This window comes from Bradyrhizobium genosp. A, assembly GCF_049949275.1.
GTDB lineage: Bacteria > Pseudomonadota > Alphaproteobacteria > Rhizobiales > Xanthobacteraceae > Bradyrhizobium.
The window spans coordinates 6,432,086-6,449,982 of record NZ_CP188196.1; the positions used below are offsets into that span (position 1 = coordinate 6,432,086).

Consider the following 17,897-nt stretch of genomic DNA (forward strand, 5'->3'; position numbering starts at 1 on the left):
GCGCACGCTCAGGCGGCGTCGAGCTGCGAACGCTCGTTGGGGCCGTCGAGCTCGATCTGGTCGATCGGCAGCGGGCGACCGAACAGATAGCCCTGCGCAAAATTGACACCGAGCGCCTTCAGCCGCTCGAACTCCTCAGCTGTCTCGACGCCCTCGGCGGTGACCGACATGTCGAGCCCACGCGCCAGCGTCACGATCGAGGAGATGATGGCAGAGCTGCGCGGCCGGTCGGTGAGGTTGCGGATGAACGATTTGTCGATCTTGATCTTGTCGAACGGGAACGCGGTGAGATAGCTCAGCGAGGAATAGCCGGTGCCGAAATCGTCGAGCGCAAGCTCGATGCCGATGTGCTTGAGCCGCTCCATGAAGGCGTGGTTCTCGGCGCCGCGCTCCAGCAGAACGGATTCGGTGATCTCGATCTCGAGCCGTCGCGGCGACAGGCCGGAGTCCCGCAAGGCCGCGCAGATGACGTCGAACAGATCGGCTTCCTTGAACTGGATCGGCGACAGGTTCACCGCGACCATCAGATCGGAAGGCCAGGTCGCCGCGTCCGCGCAGGCGCGACGCAACACGAATTCGCCAAGCGGCACGATCAGCCCGGTTTCCTCGGCGAGTGCGATGAACTGGTCCGGCGGGATCAGCCCGCGCATCGGATGCCGCCAGCGCACCAGCGCCTCGAACCCGCGCCGCGCGCCGGTGGTGGCATCCATGAACGGCTGGTAGTGCACCTCAAGCTGGCAGCGCGCGATGGCGTCGCGCAGATCGCCTTCCAGCGTGTTGCGCGCCTCGAGCTCGGCCGACATCGCCTCGTCGTAGATGGTGAAGCAGTTGCGGCCGGCCGATTTCGAGCGGTAGAGCGCAAGGTCGGCCTTCTTTAGCAATTGTTCCTGGTCGCTGCCGTGATCCGGCGCGATCGCAATGCCGATGCTGGTGCCGATCTCGACGCGATGGCCGGGCAACAGGAACGGCTCGGCCACGAGCTTGGCGATCCGCGCAGCCAGATCGGTCGAGCAGACGCGCTGGTCCTCGCAGCCTTCCTGGATGATGGCGAACTCGTCGCCGCCGAGCCGCGCCAGCACGTCGGTGGCGCGCACCGCGGATTTCAGCCGCTGCGCCACCAGCCGCAGCAGCGCATCGCCGGCGCCGTGACCGAGGGAGTCGTTGACGTTCTTGAAACGATCGAGATCGAGCATCAGGATCGAGAAGGTCGGACCGCTCTCCTTCAGCTGACTGTTGAGCTCGTCGAGCCGGGCGAGGAAGAAGGCGCGGTTCGGCAATCCGGTGAGAACGTCGGTCTGCGCAAGCTCGAGCACGCGCCGGTTGGCCAGCGACAGCCGCCGCGAGTTGCGGCTGGCGAGCATCAGATAGATCGATAGCGACAATGTCAGCAGCATGCCGACGGTCAGCACGGCGCCCGCGCGGTCATACGTCGTCTCCAGCGGGCCGCCGGCGGTCGGAACCGCCCGCACCTGCCAATCGGTATCGCCGATCTTGAGGCTACCCGACCAGTGCCGGCCCTGCGCAACATCGCGCATCGACTGCGGCGCGTTCGCTGCGGAGGCGTAATCGGGCAACATGCCTTCCAGGCTGACGATGCGCGCGCTGAAGGGCTGATAGACGTTCATGCTGACCGCAGGGCTTGCCCCGGTCCTGACGCGGATGGCCTGCATCAGCAAAGGCAGGTCGAAGATGCCGACAACGAAGCCCGAGATGTTGCGGCGGTGGTCCGCGACGGTGTCACGCGAGGTGCCCTTGGCGTAGACGGGCACGACCACGAGCACGTTCGGCAACTGGCCTGCATCATTCCGCTCATAGAGCTCAGCGCGGATCGCGGCGATCTGGTCATTGTCCCGGGCACGATCGAGCGCCACCTTGCGGTCCGGCACGCTCATGTAGTCCATGCCGTAGACAGGCGATGTCTTCGGCTGTGTCGAATAGAAGACGGGGTAATACTCCTCGCCCTGCGGCGCGGTCACGAAGCCGTTGCCGTCGAGCGCCTTGATGCGATAGCCGGACACGCCGTCGGCAATCGCGGCGGCCTCGTATTCGGCACGCTCCTTGCGGGTGATCCGCGGCAGCCAGCCGATGCGCAGCAGGCCGGGAAAACGTTCGAACAGCCGGCCGCTGAACGTCTCGAACTCGCTGCGGGTGACCCCCTCGTTGGAGGATTCGAACAGGGTTCGCAGCGCCACGAGCCGGCTGATATATTCGTTCATGCCGTTCTGCATGACGATGGACTGCGTCTCGGCCGCGTTCTCGAACTCGATCTTGTTGACGCGGTCCTCCCAGCGCGCCACCGCAGCGGCGCCCGCGAGCGAGAACAGCAGACCGACGGCGGCCGCGACCAGAGCTGGGCGATAGTGGCCGAGCAGCGGCGCAATGCGCCACCGTCCAGTCATACGCCTTCGATCCTGATCATTCTGATCGCGATCGCCCATCTTGAATCCGCACGTCCCCTCGGCGCGGCGGCCGAACTTAGGGTTGAGCCACCGTGGTCACTATCGGACAAGGATGGGGTTAAGAACTGCACAATATCGGAACCAATCCGCCCCGCATTGCGAGGTGTAGTTAACGATTGACCTGTGCATTGCCGGAAATGTCGTAGCCAATTGCAATAGTCCCCCGGAATCCTACGGACCGTTCTCTTCGCGCCGGTTAGCGCCCTGTTCAGCCCCGCGGACATATCGTGGCTGCGACTTTTCCTGCATCAGGCGAGCTCTCTCATGAAACGATCGCGCACAGCGACACGCATCGCGCTTGCCGCCGCGCTGCTGGCGGCGGCGACGCTGACGGCAAGTGGCGACGAGGTCGGCGTCAGCGAGGACGCGATCTTGTTCGGCCAGGCCGCGGCGCTCGAAGGTCCCTCCTCCGCGCTCGGGCAGCGCATGCGGCAAGGCATCGTCGCGGCGTTCACCGAGATCAACGCCAAGGGCGGCATCCACGGCCGCAGGCTGCAACTGATCAGCCGCGACGACGGCTACGATCCGGATCGCTCAGTGGCGCAGACGTTGCAGCTGATCGAGGACGACAAGGTGTTCGCGCTGATCGGCGCGGTCGGCACACCGACCGCGATGGCGACGATTCCAATCACCAGCGCGCGCAACGTTCCCTTCATCGGGCCGTTCAGCGGCGCCGAATTCCTGCGCGATCTCGAACTCCCCAACGTCGTCAACATTCGCGCGAGCTATGGCGCGGAGGCCGAGGCGTGGATCAAGCACCTTACGGAGGATCGCCACTTCACCCGCATCGGCATCTTCTACCAGGACGATTCCTTCGGCCGGGACGGCCTCGCGGGCGTGAAGAACGCGCTTGCCAGGCGCGGCCTCGAGCTCGCATCCGAAGGGACATTCGAGCGCAACACCCGCGCAGTCGGCTCGGCATGGCGCACGATCAAGCGCTCCGAGCCCGAGGCTATCGTCATGGTCGGGACTTACGGTCCCTGCGCCGAATTCATCAAGCTCGCGCATCGCAGCGGCGCCTATCCGACCTTCGTCAACATTTCCTTCGTCGGCGCCAATGCGCTCGCCCGTGAGCTCGGCCCCGATGGCGAAGGCGTCATCGTCTCGCAGGTCGTGCCGTTTCCCTGGGATCGCTCGCAAAAAATCGTCGCCGACTACCAGGCGGCGCAGCAGGCGTTCGACCCGACGCTGACGCCGGACTTCGTGTCGCTCGAAGGCTATCTCTCCGGCCGGCTCGCCGCGGCAGCGCTGCAAAACCTCGGACCACATCCAACCCGAGCGGGACTGCTGCGCGTTGTCAATGACATCGGCCGCTTCGACATCAGCGGCGAGGTGATCACCGTCGGCGTACGCGCCATCGACGCGCCGCCAAAGGTGTTTCTGACGGTGATTCAGAAGGACGGAACGTTCAAGGCCGTTGACCGGTTTTAGAGCGGCTTACGGCCGCCGCGTCCAGCGGTCGGCATTGACAGCCCCCTGCGGGGCATCGCCCTTGATGATGGCGTCGACCTGCCGCACCGTTTCCAGCGACTGGTATTCGATCGCCTGCGGCGTCAACCCGCCGACATGCGGCGTCGCGACGACGTTGGCAAGTTTTGCCAGCTCCGGCGTCGGCATCTGGTCGGGGGCGCGGCCGACGTCCATCGCAGCACCGGTGATGCGGTTCTCCAGCAGCGCCTTCGCGAGCGCGGCCTCGTCGACGAGATTGCCGCGCGAGAGATTGATGAAGACGGCATGCTTCTGCATGCGTGCCAGTGCCGCCTCCCCGATCAGCTTCTCGGTCTGCTCGTTGGCAATGGCGAGGCAGACGACGTAGTCGGACGCCGCCAGGAGTTCGTCGAGGCCGACCTGTTTGATCGCGCTGTCGCTGACATCAGCGAAGGGATCGGAAACCAGCACCTCCATGCGCATCACCTTGGCGATCTCGGCGAGGTAACGACCGATGCTGCCATAACCGATGATGCCGATCTTGCTGCCGGCGAGCTGACGGCCCATCTGCGCCTCGGGCTTGCGGCCGGCCTGGTAGTCAGCCGTCGCCCGCGACACGCCGCGGGACAGATCGACCATGAAACCGACCGCGAGCTCGGCGACCGCCTGCACGAAGCCGGGACCGGCGCGGGTCACCAGCACGCCGGCCCGCGAGGCGGCATCGACGTCGACGTTGCGGATGTCGACGGCGCAGCGGACGAAGGCACGCAGGCGCGGCAATCGCGCAAAGATCTCGCCGCGCCCTTCCGTCATGCGATCGGCGACGATGATGTCGGCGTCCTTTGCCGCATTCACGAGGCCTGCCGCATCGAGCGCCTGGTCACCCTCGTGCAGAATCACGTCCGCAATCGCGCGCAGGCCGTTCAGGCTGCGATCGCCGTAATAATTGCGACGCATCTCCGGCGTGTGGGCCAGCAGGACTTTCACGGCAAGACTCCTTCAGTAGCCGAACGCGCGCGGCAAGGCGGTGCTCAGCCACGGCACGAAGGCGATGACGAGCAGGCAGAGGAACAAGAGGCCGAGATAGCCCAGGATCGGCTTCACGGTCTGCTCGATCGGCACGTTGCCGATCAGGCAGGCGCCGTAGAGCCCCAGCCCGAGCGGCGGCGCGAACAGGCCGACGCCCATTGCGATCACGAGCACGACACCGAAGTGCAGGGGATCGATCCCGAGCTGCACCGCTACCGGCAACAGCAGCGGCCCGAAGATGATGAGCGCAGCCGCGCCTTCCAGCACCGAGCCCATCACGATCAGCACGGCGATCGCGAGCAGGATGAACAGCCAGACGCCTGAGGTTTTGGACAGTCCCAGCATGAAGTCGCCGACCGCATGCGGCACTTGTTGCAAGGTCAGCGTGAACGCGAGAGATTGCGCGGCGGCGACGATGAACAGCACCAGCCCCGCGCGCGTCGCCGCCTGAACGAAACTATGCGTCGCCGATCTGAAGCTGAGCTCGCGGAACACGACGCTGCCGACGACGAGCGCATAGGCGACAGCGAAGGCCGAGATCTCGGTCGCCGTGGCAAAGCCGCTCTTGAAGCCGAAAAAGATCATGAAGATCAGGCCGAACGAGGCGATCGCGCCACTCCACAGGCCCGAGACCGGCATCTGCGGCTCGACCTCCTCAGCGTCCGCCGGCTTCTTGCCGAAGATGATGGAGAATGCGATCAGCACCGCCGCCATCAGCGCCGCCGGCAGCAGCCCTGCCATGAACAGGCCGCCGATCGAGAGGTTTGCGACGAAGCCGAGGATGATCAGGTTGATGCAGGGCGGAATCGTCTCCGCCATCACGGCGGACGCCGCGAGCAGCGCCACGGCACTGCCCGGATTCTGCTTCGAGCGGCGCGCCGCCGGAATCAGCACGGAGCCGACGGCTGCGACATCGGCCATCTTCGAGCCGGAGATGCCGGAGAACAGCACCATCGAGGCCACCATCACGACGTTCAGGCCGCCGCGCATGCGGCCGACGCCACGTTGGAGCAGCTCGATCAGGCGCACCGACATGCCGTTGGCTTCCATGAGGTAGCCGACGAGGATGAAGAACGGGATCGCCAGCAGCACGAAATTATCGATGCCGCGCGCCATCTGCTGGGCGAAGATGACGCCGGGCAGCGCGCCCTCGACCCAGATGAAGATCAGCGCGGCCAGCGCCAGCGCAAAACCGATCGGCAAGCCGCCGAACAGTGTGGCGAAGAAGCCGATCAGCATCAGCACGCCCGCCGACGGCACCGAGGACGGCGACAGATAATCCCAGGCAAGATAGAGGACGGTCACGACGGCGACCGCAACAAGGCCTCTCATGAGGTCAGGCAGCGGTCGCGCGCAGAGATGGTCGATCGCGAACACCGTCATGAACAGCGCGCCGGCGCCCATCGGATAGAAGGTCAGCTCCAAAGGCAGGCCGGAGCCGGTGGTCTGCCCCGCCGTCAGCGAGCCCAGCTTGATCGCGTTATAGGCGACGTAGCCGGAGATCAGCACGACGAGCACGGCGCTGGCGGCGTCGACCAGGGTGCGCAGCCGCAGCGCCAGCAGATCGCGGAAGAAGGACACGCCGACATTCTCGCCGCGCGCAAGCGCACTTGCTGCGCCGAAGAAGGCCGATCCGACCATCAATCCGCGCGCGACATCATCCGACCATTCGACCGGCGCGTTGAAGCAGAAGCGCAGCAGCACAGAGCCGCAGACGACCGCGAGATCGGCCGCCAAAAGGATGGCGGCGATCGCGTCGCTGCAACGAAGCAGCAATGCAATGCTCCCGTGTCGACCGCTCGAGAGCGGCACGGCGCCCGTCATTGCCAACTCGGATTTGGCCATCTCAGGCTTGCGTCGAACGAATGATGTCGATGACGGCCTTGGATTCGGGCCGCGCCTTGATGAAGTTCTCGGTCTGCGGCGCCACGCGCTTCTTGAACGCCTCGCGGTCGCATTCGGCCACCGTCACGCCCTTCTCGGTCAAGGCCGCCAGCGCCTCCTTCTCGACTGCGAGCCCATGGGTCCGCGTGTCGACCGCGGCCTTCTTCGCGGCGTCGAGAAAGCCCTCGCGCAGCTTCGGATCCATGCGGTTGAAGGTCATGTCGCTGAAGTAGACCGCGAGCGGCGAGAAATTGTGCTGCGTCAGTGCATAGAATTTCGCGGTTTCGAAGAACTTGCTGGCGAGGATCGTCGGCGGATCGTGCTCGAGGCCATCAAGCACGCCGGCCTGCAGCGCCGTGTAGATTTCGCCGAACGCCAGCGGCGTCGCGGCCGCGCCCATCAGACGCAGGCATTCCGTGATGACGGGATTCGGCAGCGTCCTGATCTTGAGGCCGGCGAGATCCTCCGGCGTCTTCACCGGCTTCTTGGCAAAGACGCTGCGCGAGCCGAAATTATAGGCCCAGGCGATGATGCGGATGTTGCTGCCCTTGAGCAGCGCATCCTCGATCGGCTTTGCGGCACCGGCGTCGAACGCCTTGGTCTGCTGCGGGAAGCTCGAGAACAGAAAGCCGAGATCGTAGGTGCCGACCAGCGGCACCAGATTGGCCGAGATCGACGAGCCCGACACCATGAGGTCGATGACGCCGAGCTTCACCGAATTGATGACGTCGATTTCCTGACCAAGCTGATTGTCCGGGAAGAAGGCGACCTCGACCTGCTCGCCGAGCCCGTTGCCCTTCAAATTCTTGACGAGGTTGTCGTAGTAGACGCGGCCGTTGGCGAATTTGGGATCGTTCGGCAGCGAGGAGGAGCATTTCAGCTTCAGCGTCGCGGCTTCGGCGCGGCCGATGATGGCGGGAGAGAGCACGAGGCCGGCGGTGACCGCGGTCGACGACTTGATGAACGTGCGACGGCTTACGGGCACGATAGTCATGGTGTCTCTCCCTGATATTTTTTGTTCGCGGCCGCGGTCATAGCCACGGCCTGTTGCGCGGACTGTATGGCCAAAGCGACGGCGCAGGCAAGGGTCGCGCCCGTTGCGGTACGACGGCCGCGACGGCGAACGCCTCGACGGCGGCGCACCCGCAAACGCGCATGTTTGCGTTTGTTTGTCGGTGGCGCAGCGCGGGGGCCTGTTCAACAGGACCGCTCGATCCGGCTCGAAGCCGATCGATCCCATTCAAGCATGGATCAATGCGCAACTCATATTGATCGTCTTCACAGCGCGGTTCTCCTGGGGAGACGAACGACGCACATGGTATGATCGGCAAATCCCACCCGATCTCCCGTCATCCGCGCTGAGATGGCAGCCCCGCCACACTCACAACCTCTGCAAATGAAAGTGAGGGACGGGGAGTTGCGACCAAATATCCAAGTTGCCATAAGGGGATGAGATTTTCATCAGATTTTCTGATCACAATCATAGCCTATTGCGATTTGACCTGATCGTTCGGTCTTTCTAAGTTCGGTCCGCGTTTATTCAGCGCGGCTTGATGTCAATCATTTGGGACGAGCTCGCCTGACGAAGCAGAACGGCAGATACATGTTGTCGCGGACCGAGGGCTGCCTGTCGCGTCCGCATGAGCCAGCTTTTTGAAGCAGGATTGTCATGACCTCCAAGGTTGCTCGGCTGGCCTTCACGGCTGTTACCCTCCTGGGAATGAGCTCGCGTGCGGACAGCGAGGGTTCATCTCTTTCGCCTGAGGTACTCCACGAGATCGCGCGCGTCGAAGCTGAGATCGATCGAATCGAGGCGGAAACGCTGGAGCGGCTTCCGTCACCGCCGGACAATCAGGTGCAGCAGATCGAGCTGCTCGGCAAGCTGCTGCTCTTCGACAAGGAGCTATCGGTCAACCGCAACGAGGCTTGCGCCTTCTGCCACATGCCGGAGACCGGCTTTACCGGTCCGATCTCGGAACTCAACCGGACAACCGGCTCGTATCCCGGCTCGGTGCGCACCCGCTTCAGCGAGCGCAAACCGCAGACCCATACGTACGCGCCGCTCTCTCCCGTCCTCCACTACAACGAGGGCCAGGGCGATCTCGTCGGCGGCAACTTCTGGGACATGCGTGCAACAGGACGCCGGCTCGGCAATCCGGCGGCCGAACAGGCCGAGGGCCCGCCGACCAACCCGGTCGAGATGGGTCTCCCCGATATCGCCTGCGCGGTGTACCGGGCCTCACAGCGTCCCTATCGCGGCCTGTTCGAAGCCGTCTGGGGCGTGCAGGCATTCGCCATCACTTGGCCCGCCAACACGGAGGAGGTCTGCAACAATCCCGGTCCGCCGCCCGCCGACAACCCGGCGCCTGTTCACCTCAGCCCCGTTGATCGCGGCCGCGCGGCCGCCACGTTCGATCAGATGGCGCTATCGATTGCAGGCTACGAGGCCTCGCATGAGGTCACGGCGTTCTCGTCAAAATATGATGCCGTGCTCGCGGGGAAGGCGCAGTTCACGCCGGAAGAGCAGCAGGGCTACGACTTGTTTCGCGGCAAGGCGCAGTGCAACGGCTGCCATCGCGATGGCGGCCCGGGGGAAGATCCGCTGTTTACGGACTTCACAGCCTCCAACATTGGAACACCGGCCAATTCCGACTTGCCTTACTATGCCGAGGGGGTTGCTGATGAGCGTGGCTATGTCGCCAACAAGAAGGGATCGTCCTTCGTCGATCTCGGCGTCGGCGGATTTCTTGGCAACGGCCACCCGCTCAGCCAACCCTCGGCCGTCGACACCCGCTGGAAGCCGATCGAGCAACAGAACCGCAGCCGATTTCAGACGCCGACGCTGCGCAACGTCGACAAGCGGCCAAGCCCCGATTTCGTCAAGGCCTACGCCCACAACGGCTACTTCAAGAGCCTGAAGGAGATCGTGCACTTCTACAACACGCGCGACGCGCTGCCTCGTTGCGAGCCCCACGATCCACGCGAGCGCTCCGGCTGCTGGCCGGCTCCGGAATCGACCGAGAATATGAACAAGAGCAAGGTCGGAAATCTGGGACTATCCGACACCGAAGAAAATGCTCTTGTCGCCTTCATGCAGACCTTGAGCGACGGATTTTCGACCAGTGGACAGAAATAATCAGCGCGATCTGATGCAGACAGGCCGCGGGATTTGAGTTCGCAATCCCGCGGCCTCCGTAACAACGTCAACCGAACCGCCCCGAGATTGCGCACCGTTCTGACGGCGCAACGGCCTCAAGCGATATCTCCGGCAGAGCCCCTGCCCCATCTTGCCGCACGCGAGAGCGTGAGATAGCGCACAGACAGAGCCATGGCGGACGACTAGAAAAGGTGACATCCTCGCGCCATTTCCGATGGAGGTGACACTATGCGCCGCCCAATTGTTTGTAATTTGATCTTTGCCTCCGGCCTTCTTGTACTCACCCAGTTGATGATGCCAACGCAGGCTGCGGCCGAAGCGCGACTGGCGCTGGTGATCGGCCAATCCGCCTATCGCACGGTGCCGGAACTGCCGAACGCCGCCAATGACGCCAAGGGCATGGCCGAGCTGCTTGGCAATGCCGGCTTCAACGTCACCACGGCACCCAATCTGTCGCAGAACGACATGCGTCAGGCGATCTCGGATTTCGCCGGCAAGGTCAGCGCCAGTGGCGCCGACACCGTCGCGCTGGTGTTCTATGCCGGCCACGGCTTGCAGATCGACGGCGAGAACTATCTGGTGCCTGTCGATCTCGATCCCAAGCGCGAGGCCGACATTCCGCTGCAGGGTGTGCGGCTGAACGATTTGCTCAACACGCTCGGCGCGTTGCCGACGCGGGCGCGCATCTTCATGCTCGATGCCTGCCGCAACAATCCGTTCCCGGCGCTGAGCGGTGCCGGCCACGGACTCGCCATCGTCGACACCAAGGCAGGCGCGCCGGGCTCCTTCATTTCCTATTCGACCTCGCCTGGTGCGGAAGCCGAGGACGGCTCCGGCGCCGACAGTCCCTACACCACCGCGGCCCTGACTGTCGCCAAGCAACCGAACGTCCCGATCGAGGAAGTGTTCAAGCGCATCCGCATCGCGGTGGCGCAATCGACCGACGGGCGGCAGATCCCCTGGGAAAGCTCGTCGCTGACGACCGACTTCAAATTCTTCGGCGAGAGCAGCAGCCAGCAGCCTCCCGCTCCGGGCGCGAACGCGATGGCGCTCGCCAGCGCCACGCGTAGCGTCGAGGATTGGCGCAAGGATTTGCACGGCAAGGACGCCAAGGTCGCCTATGATCTCGTGATCGCCGACGACACCGTGCCGGCGTATCAGGCCTATATCGAGCTGTACGCGCAGGCCTCCTACACACCGCGCCTGCGCACGGTGCTGGAGCGCCGGCGCCAGATGCTGGCGTGGGACCGCGCGGTGGCGATAAACACCCGCGCATCCTTCGAGGCTTATCTGGCGAACTGGGACAACAGCGATCTCGCCGCGACCGCGCGCCGGCTGCTGCTCCGCGTGCAGAACCGCAATTATACCTTGCCGGTTGCGGCCGCCGCGGTCCCGGTCGCCGTCGCCATGGCGCCGACCTGTCCATGCTCGGCACCGACGCCACCGGCAACGCCGATCAACCCGACGGTTGCGCCTGTGATCAAGAAGCGCGTCGACGACACGCCGCCGAAGCGCAAGGTCGTCGACACGCCGCCGAAGCGCCGGCCGCCGCCTGACGAAGTCGTCGTCGAGCGCGCACCGCCTCCCGGCCCGCCGCCCGAAGCCGTCGGCGTTGGGATCGGCCTGGGGATTGGTCTCGGCATGGGCATGGGCGGCCATGGCGGAGGCATGGGTCGCGGCGGCGACTACAACCGCGGCAGGTACTGAGCTGCTGCTCGCTCACCTCTCGTGCCCCGGACGCAGCGCAACGCGTAGCGGTGCGCTGCGTCCGGGGCCCATCCTTGCATCGACTGTGGCCTTCTGGGTCCCGGCTCTGCGCAACAACGCTGACGCGTTGCAGCGCATCCGGGACACGAGAGTTGAGGATATTCGACATTCTGCCCTCCCTTCGGAAATGCTGTAGTCTGATCGACCGACTCAAGCCTCTCCGGGGACACCTCACCGATGCCAAACGACGCTCACGCCAAGGGATCATGGCCGCTCTTCCGCTCGCTCGCGTCCTATTCCCTGCCGGGCGACCTCATGGCGGGGCTGACGCTGGCGGCGATCGCGATCCCCGAGCAGATGGCGACCGCACGGCTCGGCGGCTTTGCACCGCAGATCGGCTTCTTCGCCTTCATGGCGGGCTCGCTCGGCTTTGCGCTGCTCGGCGGCAACCGCTTCCTGTCCTGCGGCGCGGATTCCACGATCACGCCGATCTTCGCCGGTGGGCTTGCGGCGCTCGCCACTGCCGGCTCACCTGAATATCAGGGGCTCGCGATCGCGCTGGCACTGATGGTCGGCGCAATGATGCTCGCCAGCGGCGCATTCCGGCTCGGCGGTATCGCCAATCTGCTGTCGATGCCGGTGATGGTCGGCTTCCTCGCCGGCATCTCCGTCCACATCATCGTGTCGCAACTGCCGGGCGTGCTGGGACTGGAATCGCCTGATGGCCCCACGCTCGATCGCATCGGCGTGCTCGCAAGCCAGATCGGCCACACCAATCCCATCACGTTCTGCATCGGCTTCGGCGTGCTGGCGGTGGTCTTCATCTCCGAGAAGATCAGCGCCAAAATCCCCGGCGCGCTGATCGGGCTCGTCGCCGCGACGCTGGCCACGATCGCGCTCAGCCTCGAGAGCAAGGGCGTCAACGTCGTCGGCACAGTGCCGGGCACGCTCCCACGGCCGACCCTGCCCGTACTTGCGCCGGAGCAATGGGTGCATCTGGTTCCGCTCGCTTTCGTAGTCACCGTGGTGGTGATGGTGCAGACAGCGGCCACCACGCGATCGTTCCCGTCCGATCCCGACAAGCCCGCCGATGTCGATCGCGACTTCCTCGGCGCCGGCGCCGGCAGCGTGTTGTCTGGCCTGTTCGGCGCATTTCCGGTCAATGCCAGCCCGCCGCGCACGGGCATCGTCGCCGAGACCGGCGGACAATCGCAGCTCGCAGGCCTTGCGGCGGCGGTGATCGTGCTGTTGTTGCTCGCCTTCGGAACGGGATTGTTGCGCCATGTGCCAGATGCAGCTCTTGGCGGCATCCTGCTGTTCGTGGCGCTGCGTATCATCCGCACCGAGCAGATCGTGACGATCTATCGCCAGTCGTTCAGCGAGTTTCTGCTGATCGTCGCCACCGCCGCGCTGATCATCGTGCTGCCGATCGAGCAGGGTGCATTCCTCGGCATCGTGCTGTCGCTGCTGCACGGCATCTGGAGCACGACGCGCGCAAGGCTCATCGAGTTCGAGCGCGTGCCGGGCACCACGATCTGGTGGCCGGCACATCCACACATCACCGGCGAGCGCATCGCCGGCGTCGCCGTGATCGGGCTGCAGGCGCCACTGTCCTTCCTCAATGCGCCCGGCTTCCGCAGCGACGTCACGAAAGTCCTGGGCACGGCGACGCCGCAATTGCTGGTGCTGGAGGCGAGCGGCATGGTCGAGATCGACTTCACCGCCGCGCAGATCCTGCTCGACGTCTTCAAGGCCTGCAATGAACAGGGCGTCACGGTGGCGCTGGCGCGGCTGGAATCGGTCCGCGCGCAGGAGGCATTCGAGCGCTTCAAATTGTTCGACGTGCTGCCGAAGGAGCACGTCTTCCACAGCGTGGACGAAGCCGTGCGCAAGCTGGCGAAATAGTACCTAGCGGCTTTGAGGTGATCCGGCCGTGCCGCGGGCTCCCAACCTCTCCCGCTTGCGTGAGAGGTCGGCGCGGAGCGCCGGGTGAGGGCTTTCTCCTCTTGGGGATTGTCCCATTGCGGAAATGCCCTCTCCCCGCCCTCTCCCGCAAGCGGGAGAGGGAGCGCACCTACTTCGTGGAAGCAGCCGCCGTCACTGCACCAGCGCCGGATGATCCCGCTGCGCCGTTTCGCGGATCCAGCTGGTGTGGATTGCGCGGAACAGGATCTGCGCCGTCTTGATGTCGTTCGCCGTCATGCAGAGATTGACGATGCGAAGCACAGCGTCGTCGCGCATCAGACTGTCGGAAATCTTCATCGCGATTTCCATCGCGACCTTTGCGGCGCGCTCATAGCGCGCACTCTCGCTCTTGTCGTTACAGGCGGAGCCGGCGGCGCTCTGGGCCGCAGCGTCACAGATGGCGCGGATGCGCGCGGCGGCTTCGATGTCGCCGAGCGGCCATTCGATGGCTTCGTCCCAGATATCCGCCGGCATCTGCTTCGCGAACCACTTCATCGCCCCGCCATCCGTGGTCTTCCAGCCACCGTATTGCCGCGTTTCAGCCGCGACCAGCATAGAGAGGCATACCAAGATCGGCGAGATGATTCTTTCGCCGCACTCCCCGACGCGATACGCATTCAGGACGTGCGACGCGGTCCGATGGACTCGAACTGCGCCTTCTGCTCGTCGTTCAGCGTCGCGTAGAAATCCTCCAGCGCCGCGCGAACCGACTTGACGCCGTCGAGCATCGTGTCGAGCCGCTTGCGGACCGCGGCCATTCGCGCCGGCGGCGTCAACACGTCGTTGGGCTGGCAGGCTGCCTTGAGTGAAGCGCTGACCTTGGCGCTGGTATCCTGGAGCACTTGCAGCGCAGCGCGCTGGGTGTCGTTGGGATGAAGCCTCGCCTCGATGTCGGCGCCGGGCCAATCGAGCGCGGCGGACGCCCCGCAATTCTGGACCAGCGATCCCTCGGTGGTGTTGGAAGCCGTCGCACGACGCTGATCCTCGGCCAGCGCATTGAAGCGGGCCTTCTGCTCGTCCGTGAGCGAGCCATAGAATTTGTCGAGGGCAGGCTGAACGCGGTCGACTGCTTTCTCCATCGCCTCGATACGCTGCTGCATCGCCATCAGACGACCGGGCGCAGTCGCTGCGACCTGCGCCGGACAAGATGCGCGGATCATCTCCGCCGCCTGGACCGAAGCGTTGCCGAGTTCGTCGAGGCCTGCGCCTTGTGCCTCGGTCGGCTGCACCGCGGCTGCGATCTGGTCGATCGGCAGACCGACGATTTCGCGTCGGTCGCTGCCGCAAAGCTGATCGAACGCAACGCCTCGCGCTTGCCGCCGTCCCGGCGGTCGCTGCGGCAGATAGGCCGAGAGACCGTCATAGCCATAGGGACCAAAGATGCCGGCATAGATGTCCGGATAGCCGTAGCCCCAGAAGCCGAGACCATCGCCCCAGATCGTGTAGTCGTAGAGATCGTTATAGGCGAACGGCCAGAACAGCGGTCCGACCCAGCCATAACCGCCCCCCACATGTTGCCACCATCCGCTGCTGGCGCCATGCCAGCCTGCGAGCGCGGCCGCGGCGGCGATCTGGGCTCGCGCCGCCGGATTGCTGATCAGTCGGCCGTTGCGGAACGTGCTGGGGTGCAGGTTGAGGGCATTGTGGAAATTCGCGGGACGGACGGCCGCATTGCGGATCTGACCGAAGCTCGGACCACCATGTCGAACTCCTGTTGCGAACCGGAGCGCGCCATGATGCCCGCCACCGCCATGCGCGTGGCCGAAGCCATGACCACCAAAATGACCACCAAAATGGCCGCCACCACCATGGCGGCCGCCACCATGCCCGCCTCCGTGCCCACCGCCATGGCCGCCGCCACCATGGCCGCCGCCGCCCTTGCCCAGAGCCGTGCCCGCCAGCATGCAGGCAAGCGCCATCACGGCAATTGCAATGACCGGTCGCAACATCGCATCCTCCCGCAGAGCCGCGCCATTGAGGCATCGGAACTTGACGAGAATGGAACCGGTGTGGTGGCCGAAAGTTCCGCGACCGTGGCGCAAAAGGCGCGCGCTACGCCTCCGGCACGATCTTGCCGGGGTTGAAGATGTTTTGCGGATCGAGTGCCTTTTTCAGCGCACGCATTGCATCCAGCGCTTCGGGGCCGAGCTCGGCCTTGAGGTATTTCTGCTTGCCTTGGCCAATGCCATGCTCGCCGGTGCAGGTTCCGTCCATCGCCTGCGCGCGCTCGACGAGGCGATGCATGAACTCCTCGCCGCGCGCCATCTCGGCCGCATCGTTGGTGTCACACACCAGCGAGCAGTGGAAATTACCGTCGCCGACATGGCCGACGATCGGCGACAACAGGTTGAGACGCTCGAGATCTTCCTCGGTCTCGCTGACGCAATCGGCAAGCCGCGAGATCGGCACGCAGACGTCGGTCGCGACCACGCCGATGCTGTCGCCGGGCCGCAGCGCCTTGACGGACCAATAGGCATCGTGCCGCGCCTGCCACAGTTTCGTGCGATCCTCCGGCTTGGTGGTCCAGGAAAAATCGCCGCCGCCGCAATCCCTGGCGATCTCGCCGAACGCCTTCGACTGCGCATCGACCTCGATCTCGCTGCCGTGGAATTCCATCAGCAACAGCGGCGTCTCCGGCAGTGTCAGTTTCGAATAGGAATTGCAGGCCTTCACCTGCGCGGCATTGAGCAACTCGATGCGCGCCACGGGAATACCGGTCTGGATCGCCAGGATCACGGCCTGACACGCCCCGTGCACGGTCTCGAACGACACCGCAGCCGCCGCGATCGTCTCGGGGATGCCGCGGAGCCGAATGGTCAGTTCCGAGATGATTCCGAGCGTGCCTTCGGCGCCGACGAACAGATGCGTCAGGTCATAGCCGGCCGAGGACTTCTTCGCGCGCGTGCCCGTGGTGATGATCTCGCCGTCGCCGCGCACCACCTTCAGCGCCAGCACGCTGTCACGCATGGTGCCGTAGCGTACCGCGTTGGTGCCGGAGGCGCGGGTCGAGGCCATGCCGCCGAGCGAAGCGTCCGCACCGGGATCGATCGGGAAGAACAGGCCCTGGTCGCGCAGATGCTCGTTGAGCGCCTTGCGGGTGACGCCGGGCTGGATCACGCAGTCGAGATCCTCGGCATGCACCGCGAGCACCTTGTTCATGTCGCGCAAATCGATCGAGATGCCGCCGGCGGGCGCGTTGACCTGGCCTTCCAGCGAGGTGCCAGTGCCGAAGGGAATGACGGGCACGCCGTTTTTGGCGCAGATGCGCACCACGTCCTGGATGTCGGCAGTCTCCTGCGCCATCACCACGCCATCCGGCGGCTGGTTGACGATCCATGTCGTGGTATGGCCGTGCTGCTCGCGGACGGCCTGCGAAGTGATGAGGCGGTTGCCGAAGCGTGCGGCGAGCTGATCGAGCGCGCTTGCGAGGGCTTTCGGCGCCGGCCGCGGCGGATTATTGGTGATGGTCGTACCCACGGATAGTCCTCCCGACGAGACGAACCGTGGCAAAGGACATCTCACCGGTCAAGTCAAGCGACCGGGCGCATAGCTGGGGAAGGACACATGCCGGAGACCGCCGTCGCAGCGCCCAAGGCCGAGCCGTTCCGCTCTTCGATCATGCAGATCGAGCCGCAATGGATCGACTATAACGGCCATCTCAACATGGCCTATTACAACGTGATGTTCGACCGGGCGATCGACCAGATGTGGCTGCAGCTCGGGATCGGCCCCACCTACATGAAAGAGCGCAACGGCTCGACCTTCACTGCCGAGTGCCATGTGCGGTATCTGCGCGAGATCCACCTTGGCGATCCCGTGCAGGTCTCGGTCTGGCTGCTGGAGGCCGACGACAAGCGGCTGCACACGTTCCAGGAGTTGCGGCATGCGACCGAGGGCTGGCTATCGGCGACCTCCGAGAACATGTCGCTGCACATCGACATGGGCTCGCGAAAGGTGGTGGCCTTTCCGCCTGACATTCGCGAGCACATTGCGGCCGTCGTCGGGGCTCACAGCGCCGTGCCGCGGCCCGAGGGCATCGGCCGGAACGTGGCGATGCCCTCGAAGAGATAGCGCTAGATCCTGCGGCCGCGGACGAGGCCGACCACGGCCGAGACCAGGAACAGGACGACCGCGATGAAGAAGATGATCTTGGCGATCTCGATCGATGCGCCGGCGATGCCGCCAAAGCCCAGGATACCCGCGATCAGCGCGATAACCAGAAACGTCACAACCCAGCCAAGCATGGCAAAACCTCTGTTTTGATGTCT

At 64.8% G+C, this 17,897-nt stretch carries 13 protein-coding genes; 5 read left to right on the plus strand and 8 right to left on the minus strand.

Annotated features, from left to right (window positions below):
• Window positions 1–8: 8 nt before the first annotated feature.
• Window positions 9–2,399, minus strand: coding sequence for a bifunctional diguanylate cyclase/phosphodiesterase (locus ACP2YP_RS30180; RefSeq protein WP_426419868.1), 2,391 nt, complete (start codon window positions 2,397–2,399; stop codon window positions 9–11).
• 324 nt (window positions 2,400–2,723) lie between these two features.
• Between ACP2YP_RS30180 and ACP2YP_RS30185 the strand changes: the two genes are divergently transcribed.
• Complete coding sequence (locus ACP2YP_RS30185) at window positions 2,724–3,890, plus strand: ABC transporter substrate-binding protein (RefSeq protein WP_426419869.1); 1,167 nt, start codon at window positions 2,724–2,726, stop codon at window positions 3,888–3,890.
• A gap of 6 nt (window positions 3,891–3,896) precedes the next feature.
• On the opposite strand, the gene ACP2YP_RS30190 is transcribed toward ACP2YP_RS30185, so the two are convergent.
• From ACP2YP_RS30190 to ACP2YP_RS30200, 3 genes are read right to left on the minus strand one after another with little or no spacing between them, the layout of a single operon-like run.
• Complete coding sequence (locus tag ACP2YP_RS30190; RefSeq protein ID WP_426419870.1) at window positions 3,897–4,874, minus strand: hydroxyacid dehydrogenase; 978 nt, start codon at window positions 4,872–4,874, stop codon at window positions 3,897–3,899.
• A gap of 12 nt (window positions 4,875–4,886) precedes the next feature.
• Window positions 4,887–6,740 (minus strand): TRAP transporter large permease subunit, encoded by a 1,854-nt coding sequence (locus tag ACP2YP_RS30195; RefSeq protein ID WP_426419871.1) that lies wholly within the window; start codon window positions 6,738–6,740, stop codon window positions 4,887–4,889.
• A gap of 22 nt (window positions 6,741–6,762) precedes the next feature.
• Complete coding sequence (locus ACP2YP_RS30200; RefSeq protein WP_426419872.1) at window positions 6,763–7,794, minus strand: TRAP transporter substrate-binding protein; 1,032 nt, start codon at window positions 7,792–7,794, stop codon at window positions 6,763–6,765.
• Window positions 7,795–8,469: 675 nt separating this feature from the next.
• On the opposite strand from ACP2YP_RS30200, the gene ACP2YP_RS30205 reads away from it, so the two are divergent.
• The 3 genes from ACP2YP_RS30205 to ACP2YP_RS30215 all read left to right on the plus strand — a co-directional run bounded on the left by ACP2YP_RS30205 (window position 8,470) and on the right by ACP2YP_RS30215 (window position 13,569).
• Window positions 8,470–9,936 (plus strand): cytochrome-c peroxidase, encoded by a 1,467-nt coding sequence (locus tag ACP2YP_RS30205; RefSeq protein WP_426419873.1) that lies wholly within the window; start codon window positions 8,470–8,472, stop codon window positions 9,934–9,936.
• Window positions 9,937–10,185: 249 nt separating this feature from the next.
• Window positions 10,186–11,664, plus strand: a complete 1,479-nt coding sequence (locus ACP2YP_RS30210; RefSeq protein ID WP_426419874.1) for a caspase family protein — start codon at window positions 10,186–10,188, stop codon at window positions 11,662–11,664.
• 237 nt (window positions 11,665–11,901) lie between these two features.
• Entirely contained in the window at window positions 11,902–13,569 is a 1,668-nt protein-coding gene (locus tag ACP2YP_RS30215) for a SulP family inorganic anion transporter (RefSeq protein WP_426419875.1), read from the plus strand.
• 192 nt (window positions 13,570–13,761) lie between these two features.
• Here ACP2YP_RS30215 and ACP2YP_RS30220 read toward each other — a convergent pair whose 3' ends face one another.
• From ACP2YP_RS30220 to ACP2YP_RS30230, 3 genes are all read right to left on the minus strand, one after another.
• On the minus strand, window positions 13,762–14,124 hold the full coding sequence (locus tag ACP2YP_RS30220; protein ID WP_426426309.1) for a hypothetical protein: 363 nt from the start codon (window positions 14,122–14,124) through the stop codon (window positions 13,762–13,764).
• A 122-nt stretch (window positions 14,125–14,246) separates the two neighbouring features.
• Window positions 14,247–15,578 (minus strand): Spy/CpxP family protein refolding chaperone, encoded by a 1,332-nt coding sequence (locus ACP2YP_RS30225; protein WP_426419876.1) that lies wholly within the window; start codon window positions 15,576–15,578, stop codon window positions 14,247–14,249.
• A gap of 103 nt (window positions 15,579–15,681) precedes the next feature.
• Entirely contained in the window at window positions 15,682–17,106 is a 1,425-nt protein-coding gene (locus ACP2YP_RS30230; RefSeq protein ID WP_426419877.1) for an FAD-binding oxidoreductase, read from the minus strand.
• A gap of 87 nt (window positions 17,107–17,193) precedes the next feature.
• Between ACP2YP_RS30230 and ACP2YP_RS30235 the strand changes: the two genes are divergently transcribed.
• Window positions 17,194–17,700, plus strand: coding sequence for a thioesterase family protein (locus tag ACP2YP_RS30235; RefSeq protein ID WP_426419878.1), 507 nt, complete (start codon window positions 17,194–17,196; stop codon window positions 17,698–17,700).
• A gap of 2 nt (window positions 17,701–17,702) precedes the next feature.
• On the opposite strand, the gene ACP2YP_RS30240 is transcribed toward ACP2YP_RS30235, so the two are convergent.
• Entirely contained in the window at window positions 17,703–17,873 is a 171-nt protein-coding gene (locus ACP2YP_RS30240) for a DUF1328 domain-containing protein (protein ID WP_426419879.1), read from the minus strand.
• Between the last annotated feature and the right edge of the window lie 24 nt (window positions 17,874–17,897).

What these genes read in the sequence shown, in the direction of transcription:
- ACP2YP_RS30180 (WP_426419868.1), bottom strand. Translation starts at nt 2,399, where the DNA reads ATGACTGGACGGTGGCGCATTGCGCCGCTGCTCGGCCACTATCGCCCA.
- ACP2YP_RS30185 (WP_426419869.1), top strand. Translation starts at nt 2,724, where the DNA reads ATGAAACGATCGCGCACAGCGACACGCATCGCGCTTGCCGCCGCGCTG.
- ACP2YP_RS30195 (WP_426419871.1), bottom strand. Translation starts at nt 6,740, where the DNA reads ATGACGGGCGCCGTGCCGCTCTCGAGCGGTCGACACGGGAGCATTGCA.
- ACP2YP_RS30200 (WP_426419872.1), bottom strand. Translation starts at nt 7,794, where the DNA reads ATGACTATCGTGCCCGTAAGCCGTCGCACGTTCATCAAGTCGTCGACC.
- ACP2YP_RS30205 (WP_426419873.1), top strand. Translation starts at nt 8,470, where the DNA reads ATGACCTCCAAGGTTGCTCGGCTGGCCTTCACGGCTGTTACCCTCCTG.
- ACP2YP_RS30210 (WP_426419874.1), top strand. Translation starts at nt 10,186, where the DNA reads ATGCGCCGCCCAATTGTTTGTAATTTGATCTTTGCCTCCGGCCTTCTT.
- ACP2YP_RS30215 (WP_426419875.1), top strand. Translation starts at nt 11,902, where the DNA reads ATGCCAAACGACGCTCACGCCAAGGGATCATGGCCGCTCTTCCGCTCG.
- ACP2YP_RS30220 (WP_426426309.1), bottom strand. Translation starts at nt 14,124, where the DNA reads ATGAAGTGGTTCGCGAAGCAGATGCCGGCGGATATCTGGGACGAAGCC.
- ACP2YP_RS30225 (WP_426419876.1), bottom strand. Translation starts at nt 15,578, where the DNA reads ATGTTGCGACCGGTCATTGCAATTGCCGTGATGGCGCTTGCCTGCATG.
- ACP2YP_RS30235 (WP_426419878.1), top strand. Translation starts at nt 17,194, where the DNA reads ATGCCGGAGACCGCCGTCGCAGCGCCCAAGGCCGAGCCGTTCCGCTCT.
- ACP2YP_RS30240 (WP_426419879.1), bottom strand. Translation starts at nt 17,873, where the DNA reads ATGCTTGGCTGGGTTGTGACGTTTCTGGTTATCGCGCTGATCGCGGGT.